We start from the raw sequence: 19,047 nt of genomic DNA, 5'->3' as shown, positions 1-19,047 counted from the left end.
CCGTCTGGCCCGGCGTGGAGTCGCAGGCGGCGAGGCCGGTCAGCAGCACAAGGACGGAAAGGGAGGCGCGCACGGCGGTGCAACACCTGCTTATGGCGAAGGTTCCTTGGGGCGATGCGCCGAGGCTCCATGTCGCAGTCGGGAACCTCCGTCCGACAAGGGGATTGCTCTGGCGAAGCTTTGGGGGGCGGATGGGTTTTCGGACGACGGGCGAAGCGATGGGACGACGGGCGGCGGCCTGCGCGCTGGCGCTCGCCCTGTGCGCCTGCGTGGACAAGTCCGACCTGCCCCGGCCGGTGGTTCAGGCCGATGCGGCCGCCGGACTGGCGGTGATCAAGGAAGTCGGTTGCGCGGCCTGTCACCGGATACCCGGCGTCGCCTGGCCCGAGGGCCGGTCCGGCTCGAACCTAGCGGGGTTCGGCGCGCGCCCCCTGATCGCCGGACGCTTGCCGAACCAGCCCGATGTCCTGATCCGCTGGCTGATCGACGCGCCGTCGATGGACCCCGGAACCGCCATGCCGCCCATGCCCCTGACGCAAGACCAAGCCCGCGACGTCGCGGCCTATCTGTACACGCTCGATGAAGACTGACGCCCCTCCCGGAATCGCCGGCTGGCCGCCGCCCGTGCTGGATCCGGCGGGACCTTTCGCTGGACCGATCCAGACCGTCGCCTGGGTGCTATTTGTCATGGCGGCGGTGGTCATGGTTGTGGTGGCGGTGGCGCTCGGCATCGCCCTGTTCGGGCCGCGCAAGTGGAAGCGGCGGGTCGGCGGCGAACGCCTGATCTGGATTGCGGGACTGGCCTTCCCGGTGGTCGTTCTAACCGGGCTGCTGGTCTATGGGCTGACCACGACCGCGCGGGTGGCCGATGCGCCCAAGCCCGGCGAAATGCGGGTGCGCGTCACTGGCGAAATGTGGTGGTGGCGCGTCGCCTATCTGGACGGTCAGGGGCGAGAAATCGTCCAGGACGCCAACGAGGTCCACATCCCGGCCGGCCAGCCTGTCGTGTTCGAGCTGGAAAGCGCGGACGTGATCCACAGCTTCTGGGTGCCGCGCCTGGGCGGAAAGACCGACATGATCCCCGGCCGCCGCAACTTCATGCGCCTGCAAGCCGATGCGCCTGGGACCTACGGCGGCCAATGCGCCGAATACTGCGGCGGTCCTCACGCCTTGATGGGGCTGGTGGTCGTGGCCCACGCGCCGGACGACTATGCCGCCTGGTTGGCGCGTCAGTCGCGGCCGGCGGCCGTCGTGCCCTCGGCCCAGGGGCCGCTTGCCTTGATCGACCAAGGGCGCAACGTCTTCGCCGCCTCGGGCTGCGCCGCCTGTCACACCATTCGCGGGACCGAGGCGAACGGTCTGGCGGGACCGGATCTGACCCACGTCGGCTCGCGCCAGACGCTGGGCGCCGGCATCCTGCCGAACAATCAGGGGACGATGTCCGGCTGGATTTCGGACAGCCAGAGCCTGAAGCCCGGCAATCGGATGCCGTCATATGCGGTCCTGTCGGGCCAGGACGTGCGCGCCGTCGCCGCCTATCTGGAAAGCCTGAAATGAGTTCGGAAACCGGGTTCGATCCCGAACTCTACAAACGCTTCCCCACCACCGAAGCCCGGCCCGAGGGCGAGCTGGAGCAGCTCGACGAGGTCTGGTGCGGACCGCGGCGTCCGTGGGAGTGGATCACGGCGATCAACAACAACTACATCGGCGTCTATTACGTCGGCGCGGCCATGCTGTTCTTTGTGCTGGCAGGCGTGCTGGCGCTGTTGATGCGCACGCAACTGGCCCTGCCGATGACGGGCTTCCTGGCGCAGGAAACCTACAACCAGATCTTCACCATGCACGGCACGGTGATGATGTTCCTGTTCGCGGTGCCCGCGGTCGAGGCGCTGGGCGTGCTGTTGCTGCCGCAGATGCTGGGGGCGCGCGATCTGCCGTTCCCGAGGCTGAGCGCCTACGCCTTCTGGGCCTATCTGGTCGGGGGGCTGTGCTTCTTCGCCTCGCTGTTCTTCGGCCTGGCGCCGAATGGCGGCTGGTTCATGTATCCGCCGCTGACGTCGACGACTTACTCGCCGGGCATCAACGCCGACTTCTGGCTCTTGGGCATCGGCTTCATCGAGATTTCGGCCATCGCCGGCGCCATCGAGATCATCGTCGGGGTGCTGAAGACGCGGGCGCCGGGCATGACGCTGGACAAGCTGCCGATCTTCGCCTGGGCCATGCTGATCTTCGCCTGTATGATCATCATCGCCTTCCCGTCGATCATTTTGTCGACCCTGCTGCTGGAGCTGGAACGCGCCCTGGGCTGGCCCTTCTTCGATGCGGCCAAGGGCGGCGACCCCATGCTGTGGCAGCATCTGTTTTGGTTCTTCGGCCACCCCGAGGTCTACATCATCTTCCTGCCGGCGGCGGGGGCGATGTCGACCCTGATCCCGGCCGTCGCCCAGACCAAGCTGGTCGGTTATCGGCTGGTGGTCCTGGCTATGCTGGCGACCGGGTTCATCAGCTTCGGCGTCTGGGCGCACCACATGTTCACCACGGGCATGCCGCAGATCTCGATCAACTATTTCAGCGCCGCCTCCATGGCCGTCAGCGTACCGGCAGGGGTGCAGGTCTTCGCCTGGATCGCCACACTGGCGGCGGGCAAGATGCGGTTCAACACGCCGGGCCTGTTTGCGGTCGGGGGGCTGGTGATCTTCGTCATGGGCGGGCTGACCGGCGTGATGGTCGCCATGGTGCCGTTCGACTGGCAGGCCCACGACAGCTATTTTATCGTCGCCCACCTGCATTACGTCCTGATCGGCGGGATGGTCTTCCCGCTGTTCGCCGCCATCTACTACTGGACGCCGATGTCCAGCAGCCGGCCGCTCAGCGAACGGTGGGGTAAGTGGATCTTTTGGCTGATGTTCGTCGGCCACAACGTCACCTTCATGCCCATGCATCTAACCGGGCTGATGGGCATGCCGCGCCGGGTCTATACCTATCTGCCGGATCGGGGCTGGGACCTGCCCAATATGATCTCGACCGTCGGCTCCTTCATGTTCGGCCTGGCGGTGGTGTTGTGGATGATCGACATGATTCTCAACTTCCGGCCCTTCGGCGAGAAGGACGCGGGCAATGTCTTTGGCGGGCCGGGGCTGGAATGGTTGCCCGCTGGTCGCTACTCGCTGCGCTCCGTCCCGGTGATCAAGAGCCTGTATCCGGTGTGGGATCAGTCGAACCTGGCGCGCGATGTCGAGGCCGGCCGCTACTTCCTGCCCGGCGCGCCGCGCGGCGAGCGCGAGACCATGATCACCAGTCCGATCAACGCCGAGCCTCAATATCTCCAGCGGATGCCCCGGCCCTCCAGCTGGTACGTCTGGGGCGCGATCTTCACCGCCGGCTTCTTCCTGATCCTGACGATCCAGGCCTATGTCGCCTCCTTGGTCAGCGGCGTGCTGGCCGTCTACTGCATCCTCAAATGGTGCTGGGGACTGGATCGGCCTAGCGGTCCCGCGACAGTGGACGTCGGCGGCGGCGTGCGCCTGCCGACCTATGTGTCCGGCCCCAGTAGTCACGGCTGGTGGGCGATGGTCATCACCCTGATCGTGTCGGGCATGGTCGCGATCATGGCCTGCTTCTCCTACGTCTTCCTGTGGAGCCGGCGGCCGGACCTGTGGCAGGCGCCGCCTGAGATCGGCTCGCTGCCTTTGACCCTGGGTCTGCTGGCGGCCGCCGGACTCGGCGCCTGGGCCTCGCAAGGCGCGCTGAAGCTGGACCGGCCGCGCAGCGCCGGCATCGCCGCCATTCTGATGCTGGTCGCTACCCTGGCGGCGGGCGGCGCCTTTGCGGCCGAGGCCTCGGCCTGGTGGAGCTCGGGCCTTCGCCCCAACGCCTCCAGCCAGGGCGCGACCGTCTATGCGCTATTGGCCTGGCAGGGGACATTCGTCGGCATTTCGTTGTTGATGGGGCCGTTCGTCTCGCTGCGTTGGCTTTGCGGCCTGGTGTCGCCGCGTTACCCGGCGACCTTCGAAGTGGTCGCCCTGTTCGTGGCCTTCACGGCGGTTCAGGGCGCGGCGACGACCCTTCTGATCCGCCTGTTCCCGGGCGTCGGCGCATGAGGTTCTGGCTGCTGATGCTGGGCGGCCTGCTGATCTGGGCCGCCCATTTCCTGGGCCTGTATCTGCTGTCCAGCGCCGCCAACGTGGCGCGTGGGGATGTCGGCGCCTGGAACGCTGTCGGGCTGACTTTCAGCGCCCTCTGCCTGGCAAGCATTGGCGCCCTATGTTGGAAATGCCTGATTGCCCTGCGTGCAAAGCCGGAAGCGACACGATCCTTCGGCTTGCTGCTCGCGATAGCCGGGAGCTTGCTTGGTGCAATCGGCGTTGTGTTTCAAACTCTGGTGCTTGTCGTCGATGGCAGAATATGAAGCTGATTGTGCGGCCTGATCTCTACCGACAATCAGGCCGCATAGTATTTTCTATAGGCCCGGTAATCATAGTCGGCTTGGCCATAACCTAGGCCGGCCTCCGCCCGGACATCGACCTGGCTGAGGGTGACGCCGGAAAAGCGAACACCGGATTGGCCGAGGATGCGGATTGCGGCGGCGACGGCGCGCGCGGGGATTTTTCGCCAACGGGCGAGCAGGATGACGGTGTCGGCCTTGGCTGACAGGATGCGGGCGTCGGCGAGGACCAGAACGGGCGCGGTGTCGATGACGATCAGGTCAAAGGCCTGACGCAGTTCATCGAGCAGGGCGGTCATCGGCGGGGCGCCGAACAGGTCGTCGGCCGACAGGCCTGATCCCGACAGGGGCAGAACCTGCGCGCCGGAGGCCGGGTCCAGCACCAGGACGTTTCGCCAGGCCGCTGCGCCATGCAGGACCTCGGCCAGGCCGTGGTCGGGGCTCAGGCCCAGCATTCGCGTCACGCCGCGCCGACGCGGGTCGCCGTCGATCAAGAGAACGCGTCCGCCGGAGCGCGCGGCGACGCGCGCCAGACAGACGGCTGTGGTGGTCTTGCCTTCGCCGGGCAGGGCGGAGGTGACGGCGACGATGCGCGCGGACGGTTCGCCCACGACGCTGACGATGGGGGTGATCGACGTGCGTAGCGCCCGGAAGGCCTCGGCGAAGACCGAGAGCGGTCGCTGGACGACGAGGTCGATCGGGTGCAGCGTCTGATCCTCCGCCGTCGCCACGGAGGAGGCGAGGGGAATGGCGCCGACGGCCCCGACGCCCAGCCTGCGCTCGATGTCATCGGGGCCGCTGAGCCCTGTCTGCATGGCGTTGGCGATGATGACGGCGCCGGTTCCCGCCGCCGCGCCGAGCATCAGGCCCAGCGCGAGACCGATCATCAGGTTCGGCGCGCTTTGCGCGGTCGGAGGCGTGGCGCGCGAGACGATGCGGGCGTCCGCCTGTTCGACGCCGGTCTGGGCGCTGGTCTCGCGATAACGATCCAGGAAGGCGCGGTAGATGGCGCGGGCGGCCTCGGCCTCGCCTTCCAGTTCGCGCAAGCGCACCGAGGCGGCGTTGTTGTCGGCCAAGGCGCCGCGCGCGGCGTCCAGGCTGGACTGCACCGAGGTGGCGCGTTGGCGCGCGACCTGGGCCTGGGCGTCCAGGTTGGAAACGACACGGCGGATCTCGGCCTGGATCTGCGCGTCGATGTCGGACAACTCCTGGCGGGCCCGGATCATGTCGGGGTGCAGCGGGCCATAACGGACGGACAGGTCCGCGACGCGCGTGCTGATTGCCGCGCGCTGGGCCCGCAGGTTCTGGACGACAGGAGACGAGAGGGCCTCGCCCACATCGTCGCCGTTGGAGCCGGCCGCCATCTGGGATCGGGCGGTGCGCAGGCGGGCGTCCTGTTCGGCCTGCTGCGCGCGGGCCAAGGCGAGTTGCTGGTTGTAGGCCGAGATCTCCTGCTCGGTCAGGGTGGCGCCCTGGGCGCTGAGCAGGCCATTGTCGATCCGGTAGGCGGAGACGGCCGCGTCGGCGGCCTCGACCTGGCGGCGCAGATCTTCCAGCCGGGCGCCCAGGAAGGTGTTGGCCTGGGCGTTAGCGTCGAACTTGGCGGTGAGTTGGGACTGAAGATAGGCGTCGGCGAAGGCGTTGGCGATGCGAGCCGCCTTGGTCGGGTCTTCGGAGCTGAAGCTGACCGCCATCGAATAGGTCAGGCCGACGCGGCGCACGGTCAGGCGTCGCCGGACGGCGTCGATCACCTGTTGCCGCTCGATCTGAGGGTCGGCAGCCGCAGGCGTGGCGCGCGGCAGACGCCGGGTAGGGGGCGAAGATCGCAGGCGAGCGTTGAACTCAGGATCGCGAATTAGATCCAGCGTCTGCACGACTTGGGCGGCAAGCTGGGGTGACTTCAGAACTTCGACCTCGGTGTCGACGATGGCTGCCTCGGCGTCGAGCGCCGACAGCACGGCCTGTCCCGCAACGACCTGTTCCTTGCGCGTATTGATCTGGAGGCTGGCGGTTGCAGTATAGACGGGAGGCTGGCCCAGCATCAGCGCCAGCACGATTAGGCAGACGGCTGCTGCGACAGCGATAAACAGACCGAGACGACGCCGGAAGGCGGCGATCAGGGCGTGGAGGTCGATGGCGTCGTCCGCCGGCTGGCCGGGACCGCCCATCGCGGTGTCGTGGTAGGTCATCGCGCCATCGAACGGTGATCGTCCCGTCCAGTCCTGCGATGACGCCTTCAGGTTGTCAATCTTCGCGCTTTGGCCGTGTGTTCAGAACTGCGAGACGACCGCGACGGACAGGCGCGTCGGGTGATAGCTCGGTCCTGCAACCGCGCCGGACGAGGATTGGTCGAGATAGGTCAGACCGGCAGTCAGGCCATAGCGACGGTTGAGGCGATAGACGGCGCTAAAACCAGCGGTAAAGCGGGTGTCGGAGCGGTCGAGGCCGTTATAGTCGTCTTCGCTCCACGCCGTTTCCGCCGTCAGGATCAGATTGCGCAGCAGTTCGTGGTCTGCGCCGATCGACACGTCGGTGCGCAGGGCGCCGGCCGAGCCGACCACGCCGGTGTCCGCGACGCTGCGCGCGGCGGTGGCGGTCAGAGTCGTCAGTTGCGTGGGAAACCATGACAGGCGCGCACGCCCGCCGAAGCCGTCGAGATCGCCATAGGCTGTGTTCCGAAACTCCTGACGGATGTATCCGGCGGCGACCTCGCCCCGGACCAAGGCTCCGAGCTCGAAGTCCACGCCAGCCAGCACTTCGTGGCCGGAAGAGGATCGTTCCGGCGACCCTGCCACCTTGCGATAGTCGCGGTCATCGCGTGCGACCTGGACGAACAGCGCCGTCGCGGGGGAGAGGGCGTAGTCGGCGCGGCCGGTCAGGCGGACGGCGGTGCGATCCCGGTCGTCCTGTTCGATGACGGCGCCGGCGTCGCTCAGCCCATCGCGATAGTCATAGCGAAGAACGGCGGCGTCGGCCGAGAGGCGCAATCGACCCCGCGTGCGCGTCGCCGCCAGCGAGGCGGAGGCCAGCTCGAAGGCGATCGGGCGCCGAGCGGCGGGATCGGAGCCGGCGGCGGTGCGGGCCTCGTGATCGTGGGCGTAGTCCGCGGCCAGGGTGATGTCGACGCCTCGAACGATGTCGAGACGGCCGGCGCCGCCCAGGCTCCAGTCGGTCGTGTTCTCGCTGTCGAAGTCGAGGTTGCGGTCGATCTCGGCGCGGGCGCGGGTTTCAAACGCGTGGCGCGACCAGTTGGATCGGACGACGACTTCAGGCGTCAGGCGCAAGGTCGTTGCAGGCTGACGGTTGTCCTCGGCCGCGAAGATGTTGTCGTCATGGACGATGCCCGACTGAAGCCGGGGAAAGGCAGTGAAGCCGCCGGCCCGGATGCCGAGCGGGTCGTAGGCGGGTTGCGACCGATCACGCACGGCGACCGCACGGTTGGGAACGAAGAGGTCGATTTGCGCGTCCTGAGCCGAGCGCAAAGCCTGGGCCGAGGCGTCGGTAGCGCCGAACAGCAGCAGGGCGACGCCAGCCGGCAGGATTTCGCGTCGCATCGGCCCCCCAGCCTTCTTGCGTCAACCGTTCTTGTATTGACGCCACCAGGCGACGAACTTTTCCAGTCCGATCTTCAGCGGGGCCTTGGGCTGATAACCGCACAGGGCGTTCAGCTTTGAAATGTCCGCATAGGTGGCGGTGACGTCGCCGGGCTGCATCGGCCGCATGATCTTGTTCGCGCTGACGCGCAGCGCGGTTTCCAGAGTGGAGATCATCTCCATCAGGCCGACGGGCTGGCTGTCGCCGATGTTGTAGACCTCATGGACGCCCCGCGCGGGGGGACGATCCAGAACGGCGACCACGCCGTCGACAATGTCGTCGATATAGGTGAAGTCGCGCGCCATCTTGCCTTCGCCATAGACCTCGATCGGCTCGCCGCGCACGATCTTCTGGGTGAAGCTGAAATAGGCCATGTCGGGCCGGCCCCAGGGGCCATAGACGGTGAAGAACCTCAAGCCCGATTGCGGAAAGCCATAAAGCCTGGCGTAGCTCTGGCTCATCAATTCGCACGAGCGTTTGGTCGCGGCGTAGAGCGACACCGGGTGGACGGTCGGATCGTCCTCTCGGAAGCCCGACCCTTCTAGCGGCCGGTCGCCATAGACCGAACTGGACGAGGCATAGACCAGGTGCGTCACCTCATTGTGGCGTGCGGCCTCCAGCATCGACAGATGGCCGGCCAGGTTGGACCGCTCATAGGCAAAGGGGTTTTCCAGCGAGTAGCGCACCCCGGCCTGGGCCGCGAGGTGGACAATCCTCTTGACCCCGGCATCCGCGACCAGCGCACGCATCTGCTCGTGGTCGGCGATATCGGCGCGGACCATCTTGAACCCGTCTCGCCCTTCCAGCCGAGCGGCGCGTGCGGCTTTCAGGCGCGGATCATAGTAGTCGTTGAAGACATCGACGCCGATCACCTGCTCGCCCCGGTCCAGCAGGCGCTCGGCGACGTGCATGCCGATGAAGCCGGCCGCACCGGTGACGAGGATCGGCGACCCCATCAGCCGCGCCCGATGCCCATGTAGCGGAAGCCGCGATGCTTCATGTCCTCGGGTCGATAGATGTTGCGCAGATCGACCAGGACCGGCTGTTTCATCAGCAGCTTGATGCGGTCTAGATCCAGGGCGCGGAACTGGTCCCACTCGGTGACGAGGACCACGGCGTCGGCGCCGACGACGGCGTCATAGGCGCTGTCCTTCATCTGGATGTCGGGCAACAGCTTGGCGGCCTCGTGCATGCCTTCGGGATCGAAGGCCTGGACGGTCGCGCCGGCGGCGATCAGGGCAGGCGCGATGTCCAGCGACGGGGCGTCACGCATGTCGTCGGTGTTCGGCTTGAACGTCAGGCCCAGGAGAGCGATCGTCTTGCCCTGAACGCTCGTGCCCAAGGTCGCGGCGACGCGGTCGGCCATGGCCTTCTTGCGGGCGTCGTTGACCTCGACCGTCGCCTCAATCAGCTTTGTCGGCGCGCCATACTGCTGGGCGGTGCGGACCAGGGCGATAGTGTCCTTGGGGAAGCACGAGCCGCCATAGCCCGGTCCGGCGTGCAGGAATTTCGAACCGATCCGCTTGTCCAGGCCGATGCCGCGCGCGACCTGCTGGACGTCGGCGCCGACGGCTTCGCACAGGTCGGCCATCTCGTTGATGAAGGTGATCTTCATCGCCAGGAAGGCGTTGGCGGCGTATTTGATCAGCTCGGACGTGCGACGGCCCACAAACAGCAACGGACTCTCGTTCAGGTTCAGTGGACGATAGAGTTCGCTCATGACCTTTTGCGCGCGGCCGCCGGCGTCGCCGGTCATGTCGTCGATGCCGATGACCACGCGGTCGGGGCGTTTGAAGTCGCCGATGGCGGCGCCTTCACGCAGAAATTCGGGGTTGGAGACGACGGCGAAGTCGGCCTTCTGATTGGTCTTGCGGATGATGGCCTCGACCTCGTCGCCCGTGCCGACCGGGACAGTCGACTTGGTGACGACGACCGTGAAGCCTTCGATCAGGCCGGCGATCTCCTCGGCGGCGGCGTGGACGTAGGACAGGTCGGCATGGCCGTCGCCCCGCCGCGTCGGCGTGCCCACGGCGATGAAGACGGCGTCGGCCCGGCGAATGGCCTCGGCGCCGTCCAGGGTGAAGAACAGTCGGCCTTCGCGCACATTGGCGGCGACCAGATCATCCAGCCCCGGCTCATAGATCGGGATTTCGCCCCGCTCCAGCCGCTCGATCTTGGACGGGTCCTTGTCGATGCAGGTGACGACATGGCCGAAGTCGGCGAAACAGGCGCCGGACACCAGGCCCACATAGCCCGTCCCAATCATCGCTACGCGCATCGAAATCCCTCATCAGCCGCGAGCCGACCTTTAGCGGTGCGGTGCGCCCGGGGACAATGGCTTTTGGTTTCGCGGTGCAACGGGTCTGCAGCCGACGCCATCCAGCGTCGGCTGCAGGATCAGAGCTAGAGCACGCCGATCATCGAGGCGACCAGCGGGTGGCGGACGATGTCGCGCTCGGCCAGACGCACCACGGCGATGTCGGGTACGGGCTCCAGTCGCGCCGAGATGTCCGACAGACCCGAGATGCCGGGCAACAGGTCCGACTGCTGGGGGTCGCCCGTCACCACCATGGTCGAATGCCAGCCCAGGCGGGTCAGCAGCATCTTGAGCTGGACGTAGGTGCAGTTCTGCGCCTCGTCCACGACGATGAAGGCGTTATTCAACGTGCGGCCGCGCATATAGCCGACCGGGGCGATCTCGATCAGACCTTCGGCCATCAGCGCCTTGACCCGCTTCATCGACAGACGATCGGACAAGGCGTCGTAGAGCGGGCGCAGATAGGGCGCCAGCTTGTCTTCCATGTCGCCGGGCAGGAAGCCGATGGATTCGCCGGCCTCAACAGCAGGTCGGCTGAGGACGATGCGCCCGACCTTGCCCGCCTCTAGCGCCTCGACCGCCTTGGCCACGGCGAGGTAGGTCTTGCCGGTGCCCGCAGGACCCAGCGCCATGATCAGGTTGTGGTGGTCAATGGCCTCCATCAGTTCGCCCTGGCCCTCGGACTTGGGCTTCAACGTCTTCAGATAGCCTTGGTCGCGGTCGTCGTTCGAAGGATAGGGCGACCAACCCGATCGTTCATTGTGGGGCGCGTGAAGCCGACGAACTTTCGACTCCTCCATGAAATCACGCGAATCCAGGATTCCGTGTTCACGCGTTTGACGCTTGGTTGCAGCACGCTTGGTCATGGACGCCTCCAGGGCATGAAAAAAGGCGGACCCGAACGGGCGCCGCCTTGATGGTCTTGGGGAGGAAGAGGTCGCAGCCTGCAGAGCAGCGGCCAGGATCGACAGCAGGGCGGTCTGCAACGGGGTGCGCCCGCTGCCGAACAACCGAACCAGGATCCCAACGCGCCACGCGAAAGCCCCGACTTGATGACCGGATCGGGCTTGATCCGGTTTCGGATCCGGGGCCGAAATGGCGACCCACGAATCGCATCAACAGAATGATGCTATCGTGGTTAGCGATCCGTTAAAGCCCTCGTTTTTCAAAGATTAGGCGGTGTACAGATGACAATTTACGCCTTGGGCGACAGCAAACCACAGCTTCCGCCGCAGGGCGAATACTGGGTGGCGCCAAGCGCATCGGTGGTAGGGAATGTGATTCTCCATTCCAACGCCAGTGTCTGGTTCGGCGCCGTGCTGCGGGGGGACAACGATCCGATCACCGTGGGGCCTGACAGCAACATTCAGGACGGCAGCGTGCTGCACACCGACATGGGGTCGCCGCTGACGCTGGGGCGCGGCGTGACGGTGGGGCACAAGGCCATGCTGCATGGCTGCGAGGTCGGGGACTACAGCCTGATCGGCATCGGGGCGGTGGTGCTGAATGGGGTCAAGATCGGCCGGAACTGCATCATCGGGGCCAATGCGCTGATCACCGAGGGCAAGATCATCCCGGACAACAGTCTGGTGGTGGGCCAGCCCGGCAAGGTGGTGCGGGAGCGTGACCCGGCGCACATCGCCGTGCTGCAGATGTCGGCCGAACACTATGTGCAGAACTGGAAGCGGTTCGCAGCGGAGCTTCGGCCTCTATGACCGGCTGAGGACAAACCGCGCCGCCGCCGCATCGGCGTCGATCTGGGTCTTCAGGGAGTCGAGACCGTCAAAGGTCTCCTCGCCACGCAGCCAGGCGACCAGTTCCGTGTCCAGCGTCTGGCCGTAGAGGTCGCCGTCGAAGTCGAACAGCCAGACCTCCATCAGCGGGGTCTCCAGCGCATACATGGGACGCACGCCCAGGCTGGCGACGCCGTCGATCACCCGCCCGTCCGGCAATCGGCTGCGGGTCGCATAGACGCCGTAGGCGGGGCGCATGTAGTCGCCGAGCGCGATATTGGCCGTCGGCACGCCGATGGTGCGGCCGCGCTTGTCGCCGTGGATCACCTCGCCGCGAATGGCGAAGGGGCGGCTCAGGATCGCGGCGGCGCGGGCCATGTCGCCGGCCTTCAGGGCCTCTCGAACGGCGCTGGACGACAGTTTCAGCCCGTCCGCGTCATCCAGCCGTTCGGCGACCGAGACGGTGAAGCCCAGCCGCTCGCCGTAGGCGTGCAAGGCTTCGGGCGAGCCGGATCGGCCCTTGCCGAAGGTGAAATCGAACCCGACGGCGGCGTGGCGGACGCCCAGACCCTCGGCCAGAACCCGCTCGGCGAAGGCGGCGTCGGTCATGCCGGCCATCTCGGCGTCGAAGGGCAGGAGATACAGGATGTCCACACCCAGCGGCGCCAGGGCCTCGGCCATCTGGTCGGCCGTCATCAGTCGGAAGGGCGCGGCGTCCTTCTGGAACCAGCGGCGGGGATGAGGATCGAAGCTGACGACGCCCAGCGGCGCGCCCAGCCGTTCCGCCGCGTTACGGGCGCCGGCGATGACGGCCTGATGCCCGCGATGCACGCCGTCGAAGGCGCCGACGGCGACCGCAGCGCCTTTCAGCGCGTCCGGCAGGTCGCGCCAGTCGCGGACAATCTGCATCAACGCTGGGAGGGTTTGCGCCGGCGGGGGACGCGGACGACGGCGACGCCGTCCATGATCATGGTCTCGCCGACGAAGCCTTCGCAGCTGAGCTTGACCCGCGCGCTCTCGGGCTCGACCTCGATCACGGTGATCAGGATGCGCACGACGTCGTCGATCCGCACCGGCTGATGGAAGGCCAGGGTCTGGGAGATATAGATCGAGCCGGCGCCCGGCAGGATGGTGCCGACCACGGCCGATCCGAACGAGGCGCTGAGCAGGCCGTGGGCGATGCGGCCGCGATAGGCGGTCTTGGAGGCGAAGGCCTCGTCCAGATGCACCGGGTTGAAGTCGTCGGACGCCTCGGCGAACAGCCGAATGCGGTCCTCCGTCGCGACGACGATTTTCTCGGCCGCCATGCCGACGTGAAGTTCGTCCAGGATGTAACCACCGGACGGATGCTGCTGAACCAATTCGACCATGGATGAGGCTTTAGCGGCGGTGCGACAAAATGGCGAGCCTTACCAGTTCAGTTCGAGCGCGGCGTATCGCGCATAGGTCGTTTCCGCCTTCAGCAGAGCGGCGGCGCGGGCAGGGTCAAGCGCGCCGTCCTCGCCCTTGGCCTGGTCGCCGTGGATGCCCTGGGCGATGAACAGGCAATCCAGCCCTTGCGCGTTTGCGCCCATGACGTCGGTGACGACGCCGTCGCCGATGCACAGGATGCGCGAGCGATCGACGGAGCGGCCCAGCAGGCCTTCCGCCTCCTTGATCGCCAGGTCGTAGATCGGGGCGAAGGGCTTGCCCGCCATCACGACCCGGCCGCCCTGCGATTCATAGAGGTCGGCCAGCGCTCCGCCGCAGTAGATCAGCTGGTCGCCGCGTTGGACGACGCGGTCGGGATTGGCGCAGATCAGTTCGATGTTGCGTGCGGCGCCGACGGCGAACCGTTCCCGGTAGTCTTCGGGCGTCTCGACCGTGTCGTCCACCGGGCCGGTGACGGAGATGAAGGCGGCGTCCTCAGGCGACGCGGCGCGCTCGAGGCCAAGGCCCGCATACAGCGGCGCGTCACGTTCAGGGCCGACGATCCAGGCCGGGCCGGGCGCGCGCCTGGCCAGTTCGGCGCGGGTCGCGTCGCCGGAGGTGACGAAGGCCTTCCACGCCTCGCGCGGCACGCTCAGCCCATCCAACTGAGCGATCACGTCCGAGGCCGGGCGGGGCGAGTTGGAGATCAGCACCACGTGGCCGCCCTCGCGGTTGAACCGGGTCAGCGCCTCGCACGGGCCAGCCCAGCTTTCGCGGCCATTATGGATCACGCCCCAGACGTCGCAGAGCAGGATGTCATAATCGCCGGCGACGGCGCCGAGGTGAGGCAGGGCGTGGGGGAGGGTCATGGCGCCGTGATTAGCGGCTTGGCCGCCGAGACGGAAGTCTCCTCCCCATGAAATGGGGAGGGGGACCGCGAAGCGGTGGAGGGGTTCTTGAAACTGGCTCGGCGCCTGTGATGGGAGAAGCCCCTCCGTCACGGCGCAAAGGCGCGCCGTGCCACCTCCCCACGGCGTGGGGAGGAAACGAACTGTTTTAGCTGAACCGGCGACGCTGCTCGGCGCTGCGAAGGGTGGAGCGCAGAAACTCGGCCGGGGGGTCGGTTTCGGCCAGCACCTGTTCCTTGATGGCGCGGGGTTCGCCGAACAGGTGGCCCTGGCCCATACTGACGTCCAGTTCTAGGATATCGACGACCTGGCGTTCGTTCTCTACCTTTTCGGCGATGACCTCGACGCCATAGCGGCGGGTCAGGGCGGCGAAGTCGGCGGCCTGGATGTCGGGCATGGAGCGCAAGGGGGCGCCGCCGTCCAGGTCCAGCAGTTGTTCGATCATCAGGTCGGCCGCGACCTTGATGAACTTGACGTCCGAGCGTTGCAGATCGGCGAAGTCGAGGTCCAGCGTCTGCACCTTATCCAGCGAGAAGCGGAAGCCCAGGTCGGCCAGCTTGGCCATGTTGCGCGCCTCGATGGCGCCGCGCGCGTCGAACGTCGCCTGACCCAGTTCGAAGATCAGCGCCTGGTTCAGGTCACGGTTCTCGCTGAGGAAGTCCAGGAACTGTGGGAAGAAGGTCTCGTCGCCCAGCGAGGTCAGGGCCACGTTGCAGAAGACGCCGACCTTGCGATCCTGACGCGCCAGCCGCCGCACGATCTGGGCGCAGCGGAACAGCAGTAGATTGTCGATCGCCGGCACCAGACCCTCGCCCTCGGCCAGGGACAGATATTCCGCCGGCATCATGACGCGGTCGGTGGCGTCGCGCAGCCGAGTGAAGCTCTCGTAGAAGATCGTCCGGCGCTGGGGCAGGGAGACGACTGGCTGAAGATACAGATCGACGCGGCCTTCGCTGAGCGCTTCGTGGATGGTGCGCAGCAGGACGTTCGACTGCGCCATGCGACGGCCCTCAAAGGTCTCGACGCCGACATGGGGGGCGGCGGCCAGGCGCTCGTCGATGCTTTCGCTCATCTGCTGGACCAGCGATTCCAGCATCCGGACCTCACCGGTCAGGGCGTCGGTGTCGGACAGGACGCCGGTCTCGATGACGTGCGCCAGTTCGGTCAGGGCGCCCTGTGTCGATTCCATTGCATCGGCGAGCAGGCGGTGGGCCTCGCGGACCTGGCCGATTTCCTTCTTCAGGACGCGGCGCTCGGCGATGCCGGTGACGATGCCGTGGAAGGCGCCCAACAGCCCCAGTGCGCCGAGCGTTCCGGCCACGCCTGCGCCGATCCCAAGGCCCGCGCGCCACAGGAAGGCCCCCACGGTCATGCCGAGGAACAGATAGGCGAAGTAGAGAAAGCCCGTTGTTACGTTGCGCATCGGCTGGCGGTCGGCCACTCCCGGATGGAATCGCCTGAGTATCAGGCTATCAATGTCATTCGGCTAGAGTGGGGCTGCAAATATCCCCGCCAAACCTACGGGAAACGCAATGGAACTGTTCGATCTGACCGGCAAGGTCGCAATCATCACCGGCTCATCGCGGGGAATCGGCAAGGCCATCGCCGAACGGCTGGCCGAACATGGCGCCAAGGTCGTCATCTCGTCGCGCAAGGCCGGGCCGTGCGACGAGGTCGCCGCCGAGATCAACGGCAAGTATGGCGCCAAGGCCGATGAACCGCGCGCCATCGCCGTTCCCGCCAACATCGCCTCGAAGGAGGATTTGCAGCGGCTGGTCGATGAGACCAACGCCGCCTTCGGCCAGATCGACATCCTGGTCTGCAACGCCGCGACCAATCCCTACGCCGGGCCGATGGCGGGCATCGCCGACGACCAGTTCGAAAAGATCCTGCAGAATAACGTGATCTCGAACCACTGGCTGATCCAGATGGTCTCGCCGCAGATGGTGGAGCGCAAGGACGGGTCGATCCTGGTGATCTCGTCCATCGGCGGGCTTCGCGGCAACGCCCTGATCGGCGCTTACAATATCTCCAAGGCGGCGGACATGCAGCTGGTGCGCAATCTGGCGGTGGAGTGGGGACCGTCGAACGTGCGGGTCAACTGCATCGCGCCTGGGCTGGTTCAGACCGATTTCGCCAAATATTTGTGGGAGAACCCAGAGCTGCTGAAACAGGTCACCGAGCCCGCGCCGCTGAAAAGGATCGGTCAGCCCGATGAAATCGCGGGCACGGCGGTCTATCTGTGCAGCCCTGCGTCGGCCTATGTGACCGGCCAGACCCTTGTGGTGGACGGTGGATTGACGATTGCCTGGTGAGCGTAACGACTGGAAGCAGGATCTAGTTTGGCGCCTGGAGGCCTTCGGCTTTCAGGCGCTGTTCGGCTTTCTGCGCCTGTTGGGCGTCGAGCGGGCGTCGGGGTTGGGCGGCTGGCTGCTGCGCACCTTGGGGCCGTTGACCGGCACGCAGAAGACGGTGATGCGAAACCTCCGCATCGCCTTTCCCGAAATGGGCGAGGCGGAGCGTCAGGCGCTGGCCCTGGCGCAGTGGGACCAGACGGGCCGGACCTTCGCCGAACTGGCGGTCATGGATCATCTGACGCCCGAAGGCGGGCGTGTCGAGGTGGTCGGGATGGAGCGGCTGCACGCCTTGCGCGACAGCGGCAAGCCGGCCGTTTTTATCTCGGGCCATCTGGCCAACTTCGAGGTCATGGCGGCGGTGATCATGGCCTCGGGCGTGCCGTGTCAGGTGACCTATCGCGCCGCCAATAATCCGTACGTCGACGCCCTGATCCGCCAGAGCCGGGAGCGTTACGGCATCCGCCTGTTTGCGCCCAAGGGCGACGGGACGCGCGAACTGATGGCGGGGATGAAGCGCGGCGATTCCATCGCTCTGCTGGTCGATCAGAAATACAATCAGGGGCCAGAGGTGGAGTTCTTCGGTCAGCCGGTGAACGCCTCCCCTGGAGCGGCCAGACTGGCGTTGAAGTTCGACACGGTCATGCTGCCGCTGTCGGTGGTGCGCCTGCCGGGCGTGCGGTTCCGGGTGACGGCGCACGAGCCGATCGTGGTCAATCAAAGCGAGGACAAGGCGGCGGATACGCTGGCCGGCATCCAGGCCGCCAATCGCTTCGTCGAGGATCGGGTGAAAGAACATCCCGTGGACTGGTTCTGGGTCCACAAGCGCTGGCCGGACAAGGTCTATGCGGCGTTGGACCGCGAGGCGTCCGATCCTCGACGGTAGGGCCCGGCGTAGTCGGGCGTCTCGCGACGCCGACGGCAGGGCCCGATATAGCCATCGGCCTTGATAAAGGGGCGGGGCTTCATGATGACGGCGTTCAGCCGATCCAGCACGGCCTTGGCGGTGATCGGCTTGACGATGAATTCGGTCACCCCGGCGTCGCGGGCCTCGTAGACGCGGCTGCGTTCGGAATGGCCGGTCATCATGATGATCGGCAGAAACGGATTGGGGCTGTCGGGGCTGGTGCGGACCAGCCGTGTGAACTCGACCCCGTCCAGCGGGAACATGTTGAAATCGACGATGGCCAGATCGATCGCGTGGCGACGCAGCAGATCGAAAGCCGTGGCGCCTTCGGACGCCTCATAGACGTTGCGGATGTCGGCCGAATGCAGCACGGCCGACGCGATGGCGCGCATATTCTGATTGTCGTCCACAAGCAGGACGTTCAGCGATTTCAGAGAAAACATCGGGCCCCGCCAGATCTTTGATCGAGGCTAAGGGGATATGCGTAGTCTCGCAAGAGGAGCCTTTGATCAGGCTAGACTTTCTGGAACACGCGCCCCGATCATGAGTGACGGATCCAGGTTGCGATCGCGCCATTTCATGCGCCAGCACAGGTGGGGGCCGGTGGCGCGGCCGGTCATGCCGACGCGGCCCAGCGCATCGCCGCGCCGGACGCGCTGACCCAGCGCCACGTCCAGCCGCGACTGGTGCAGATAGCAGCTGATCAGGCCCTGACCGTGGTCGATCAGGGTCAGGCCGCCCTCGAAATGCATGTCCGGACGGACGAAGGCGATGCGGCCGTCGGCGGGGGCGCGGATCACGCTGCCCTGAGGGGCGGCCAGATCGATGCCATAGTGCGGCCGGGCGGGCGTGCCGTTTAGGACGCGCTGGGCGCCCCATGCGCTGGAGACCCGGTAGCTCTCCAGCGGCCAGACGAACCCGTCCTTGAAGTCGTCGGCGTCGATGCGGCTGGCGAAGCCCTCGGTCTTCAGCACGATCTCCTGCTGGATGCGGGCCAGCAGAGCGGGATCGCTGGGCTCGACGGTCGAGGGCGGCAGGCCGTTCACGCTGGTTGACGGGAAGGCGTAGGGGGCGATGTCGAGCGTGCGTCGGGCGGACCGGTCGCCGGATCGGGCCTCGACCTGGGTGGTCGGACCGGCGTCGCGGTCGAAGCCGATCACGAAGAGGCCAGCGGCCGAGGCGGTGGTCAGGGCCTCGCCGTCGACGAAGATCAGGGCGCGCGGCGCGGTGCGACCGAAGGCGTAGCCGCCCTGACGCCAGGCGCCGTTCAAGGTCAGCGGCAGGGCGTTGCGGTCTTCAGCCATCAGCGGCGCGGCGATCAGGCTGGCGCCCGCGCCGGTCAGCAGGGCGCGGCGCGACGGGATCATTTTTCGCCCTGCT

18 protein-coding genes are annotated in these 19,047 nt (G+C 66.6%); 7 read left to right on the top strand and 11 right to left on the bottom strand.

Annotated elements, in window-relative coordinates; all coding sequences use genetic code 11:
• Positions 1 to 191: 191 nt before the first annotated feature.
• The 4 genes from RT123_RS06435 to RT123_RS06420 are packed head-to-tail and all read left to right on the top strand — an operon-like array spanning position 192 to position 4,408.
• Positions 192 to 590: a c-type cytochrome gene (locus RT123_RS06435; RefSeq protein WP_082465125.1), complete on the top strand. Its 399-nt coding sequence runs from the start codon at positions 192 to 194 to the stop codon at positions 588 to 590.
• Positions 580 to 1,557, top strand: coding sequence for a cytochrome c oxidase subunit II (coxB, locus tag RT123_RS06430; protein ID WP_313008408.1), 978 nt, complete (start codon positions 580 to 582; stop codon positions 1,555 to 1,557). Before RT123_RS06435 ends, coxB begins: the two co-directional genes overlap by 11 nt.
• Positions 1,554 to 4,100 carry a cbb3-type cytochrome c oxidase subunit I gene (locus RT123_RS06425; protein ID WP_313008406.1) on the top strand — a complete coding sequence of 849 codons (2,547 nt, stop codon included), beginning with the start codon at positions 1,554 to 1,556 and terminating at the stop codon, positions 4,098 to 4,100. Before coxB ends, RT123_RS06425 begins: the two co-directional genes overlap by 4 nt.
• Positions 4,097 to 4,408 (top strand): hypothetical protein, encoded by a 312-nt coding sequence (locus RT123_RS06420; RefSeq protein WP_313008405.1) that lies wholly within the window; start codon positions 4,097 to 4,099, stop codon positions 4,406 to 4,408. Before RT123_RS06425 ends, RT123_RS06420 begins: the two co-directional genes overlap by 4 nt.
• A 32-nt stretch (positions 4,409 to 4,440) precedes the next feature.
• Here RT123_RS06420 and RT123_RS06415 read toward each other — a convergent pair whose 3' ends face one another.
• The 5 genes from RT123_RS06415 to RT123_RS06395 form a co-directional block, all read right to left on the bottom strand.
• Positions 4,441 to 6,633, bottom strand: a complete 2,193-nt coding sequence (locus RT123_RS06415; RefSeq protein WP_313008403.1) for a polysaccharide biosynthesis tyrosine autokinase — start codon at positions 6,631 to 6,633, stop codon at positions 4,441 to 4,443.
• Between the two features lie 81 nt (positions 6,634 to 6,714).
• Entirely contained in the window at positions 6,715 to 7,998 is a 1,284-nt protein-coding gene (locus RT123_RS06410; protein WP_313008402.1) for an outer membrane beta-barrel protein, read from the bottom strand.
• Positions 7,999 to 8,019: 21 nt separating this feature from the next.
• Positions 8,020 to 8,994, bottom strand: a complete 975-nt coding sequence (locus RT123_RS06405) for an SDR family NAD(P)-dependent oxidoreductase (protein ID WP_409514892.1) — start codon at positions 8,992 to 8,994, stop codon at positions 8,020 to 8,022.
• Positions 8,994 to 10,316: a UDP-glucose/GDP-mannose dehydrogenase family protein gene (locus tag RT123_RS06400; protein WP_313008401.1), complete on the bottom strand. Its 1,323-nt coding sequence runs from the start codon at positions 10,314 to 10,316 to the stop codon at positions 8,994 to 8,996. Before RT123_RS06400 ends, RT123_RS06405 begins: the two co-directional genes overlap by 1 nt.
• A 125-nt stretch (positions 10,317 to 10,441) precedes the next feature.
• Positions 10,442 to 11,233: a PhoH family protein gene (locus RT123_RS06395; RefSeq protein WP_313008449.1), complete on the bottom strand. Its 792-nt coding sequence runs from the start codon at positions 11,231 to 11,233 to the stop codon at positions 10,442 to 10,444.
• 309 nt (positions 11,234 to 11,542) lie between these two features.
• Between RT123_RS06395 and RT123_RS06390 the strand changes: the two genes are divergently transcribed.
• Entirely contained in the window at positions 11,543 to 12,070 is a 528-nt protein-coding gene (locus RT123_RS06390) for a gamma carbonic anhydrase family protein (RefSeq protein ID WP_313008400.1), read from the top strand.
• Here RT123_RS06390 and RT123_RS06385 read toward each other — a convergent pair.
• From RT123_RS06385 to RT123_RS06370, 4 genes are all read right to left on the bottom strand, one after another.
• Complete coding sequence (locus tag RT123_RS06385) at positions 12,065 to 12,997, bottom strand: bifunctional riboflavin kinase/FAD synthetase (protein ID WP_313008399.1); 933 nt, start codon at positions 12,995 to 12,997, stop codon at positions 12,065 to 12,067. The two genes, RT123_RS06390 and RT123_RS06385, sit on opposite strands and share 6 nt — an antisense overlap.
• On the bottom strand, positions 12,997 to 13,458 hold the full coding sequence (locus RT123_RS06380; RefSeq protein ID WP_017506733.1) for a MaoC family dehydratase: 462 nt from the start codon (positions 13,456 to 13,458) through the stop codon (positions 12,997 to 12,999). The genes RT123_RS06385 and RT123_RS06380 overlap by 1 nt, the downstream gene beginning before the upstream one ends.
• Before the next feature lie 39 nt (positions 13,459 to 13,497).
• Entirely contained in the window at positions 13,498 to 14,367 is an 870-nt protein-coding gene (locus RT123_RS06375) for a TIGR01459 family HAD-type hydrolase (RefSeq protein ID WP_313008398.1), read from the bottom strand.
• A 187-nt stretch (positions 14,368 to 14,554) separates the two neighbouring features.
• Positions 14,555 to 15,829, bottom strand: a complete 1,275-nt coding sequence (locus tag RT123_RS06370) for an EAL domain-containing protein (RefSeq protein ID WP_313008397.1) — start codon at positions 15,827 to 15,829, stop codon at positions 14,555 to 14,557.
• A gap of 109 nt (positions 15,830 to 15,938) precedes the next feature.
• Here RT123_RS06370 and RT123_RS06365 point away from each other — a divergent pair, with 109 nt between their 5' ends.
• Both RT123_RS06365 and RT123_RS06360 read left to right on the top strand, forming a co-directional pair.
• Positions 15,939 to 16,721, top strand: a complete 783-nt coding sequence (locus RT123_RS06365; RefSeq protein ID WP_313008396.1) for an SDR family oxidoreductase — start codon at positions 15,939 to 15,941, stop codon at positions 16,719 to 16,721.
• Positions 16,711 to 17,646 carry a lipid A biosynthesis acyltransferase gene (locus RT123_RS06360; RefSeq protein WP_313008395.1) on the top strand — a complete coding sequence of 312 codons (936 nt, stop codon included), beginning with the start codon at positions 16,711 to 16,713 and terminating at the stop codon, positions 17,644 to 17,646. The genes RT123_RS06365 and RT123_RS06360 overlap by 11 nt, the downstream gene beginning before the upstream one ends.
• Here RT123_RS06360 and RT123_RS06355 read toward each other — a convergent pair.
• Both RT123_RS06355 and RT123_RS06350 read right to left on the bottom strand, forming a co-directional pair.
• Positions 17,604 to 18,110, bottom strand: coding sequence for a response regulator (locus tag RT123_RS06355; RefSeq protein ID WP_039247042.1), 507 nt, complete (start codon positions 18,108 to 18,110; stop codon positions 17,604 to 17,606). The genes RT123_RS06360 and RT123_RS06355 overlap by 43 nt on opposite strands.
• A 66-nt stretch (positions 18,111 to 18,176) precedes the next feature.
• On the bottom strand, positions 18,177 to 19,034 hold the full coding sequence (locus RT123_RS06350; RefSeq protein ID WP_409514894.1) for a M23 family metallopeptidase: 858 nt from the start codon (positions 19,032 to 19,034) through the stop codon (positions 18,177 to 18,179).
• Positions 19,035 to 19,047: the final 13 nt, after the last annotated feature.

Origin of the sequence: Brevundimonas vesicularis, assembly GCF_032067225.1 — a bacterium.
Classification (GTDB): Bacteria; Pseudomonadota; Alphaproteobacteria; order Caulobacterales; family Caulobacteraceae; genus Brevundimonas; species Brevundimonas vesicularis_F.
The sequence above is the reverse complement of the archived record's forward strand: the minus strand, read 5'-3'. Positions and strand labels throughout refer to the sequence as shown.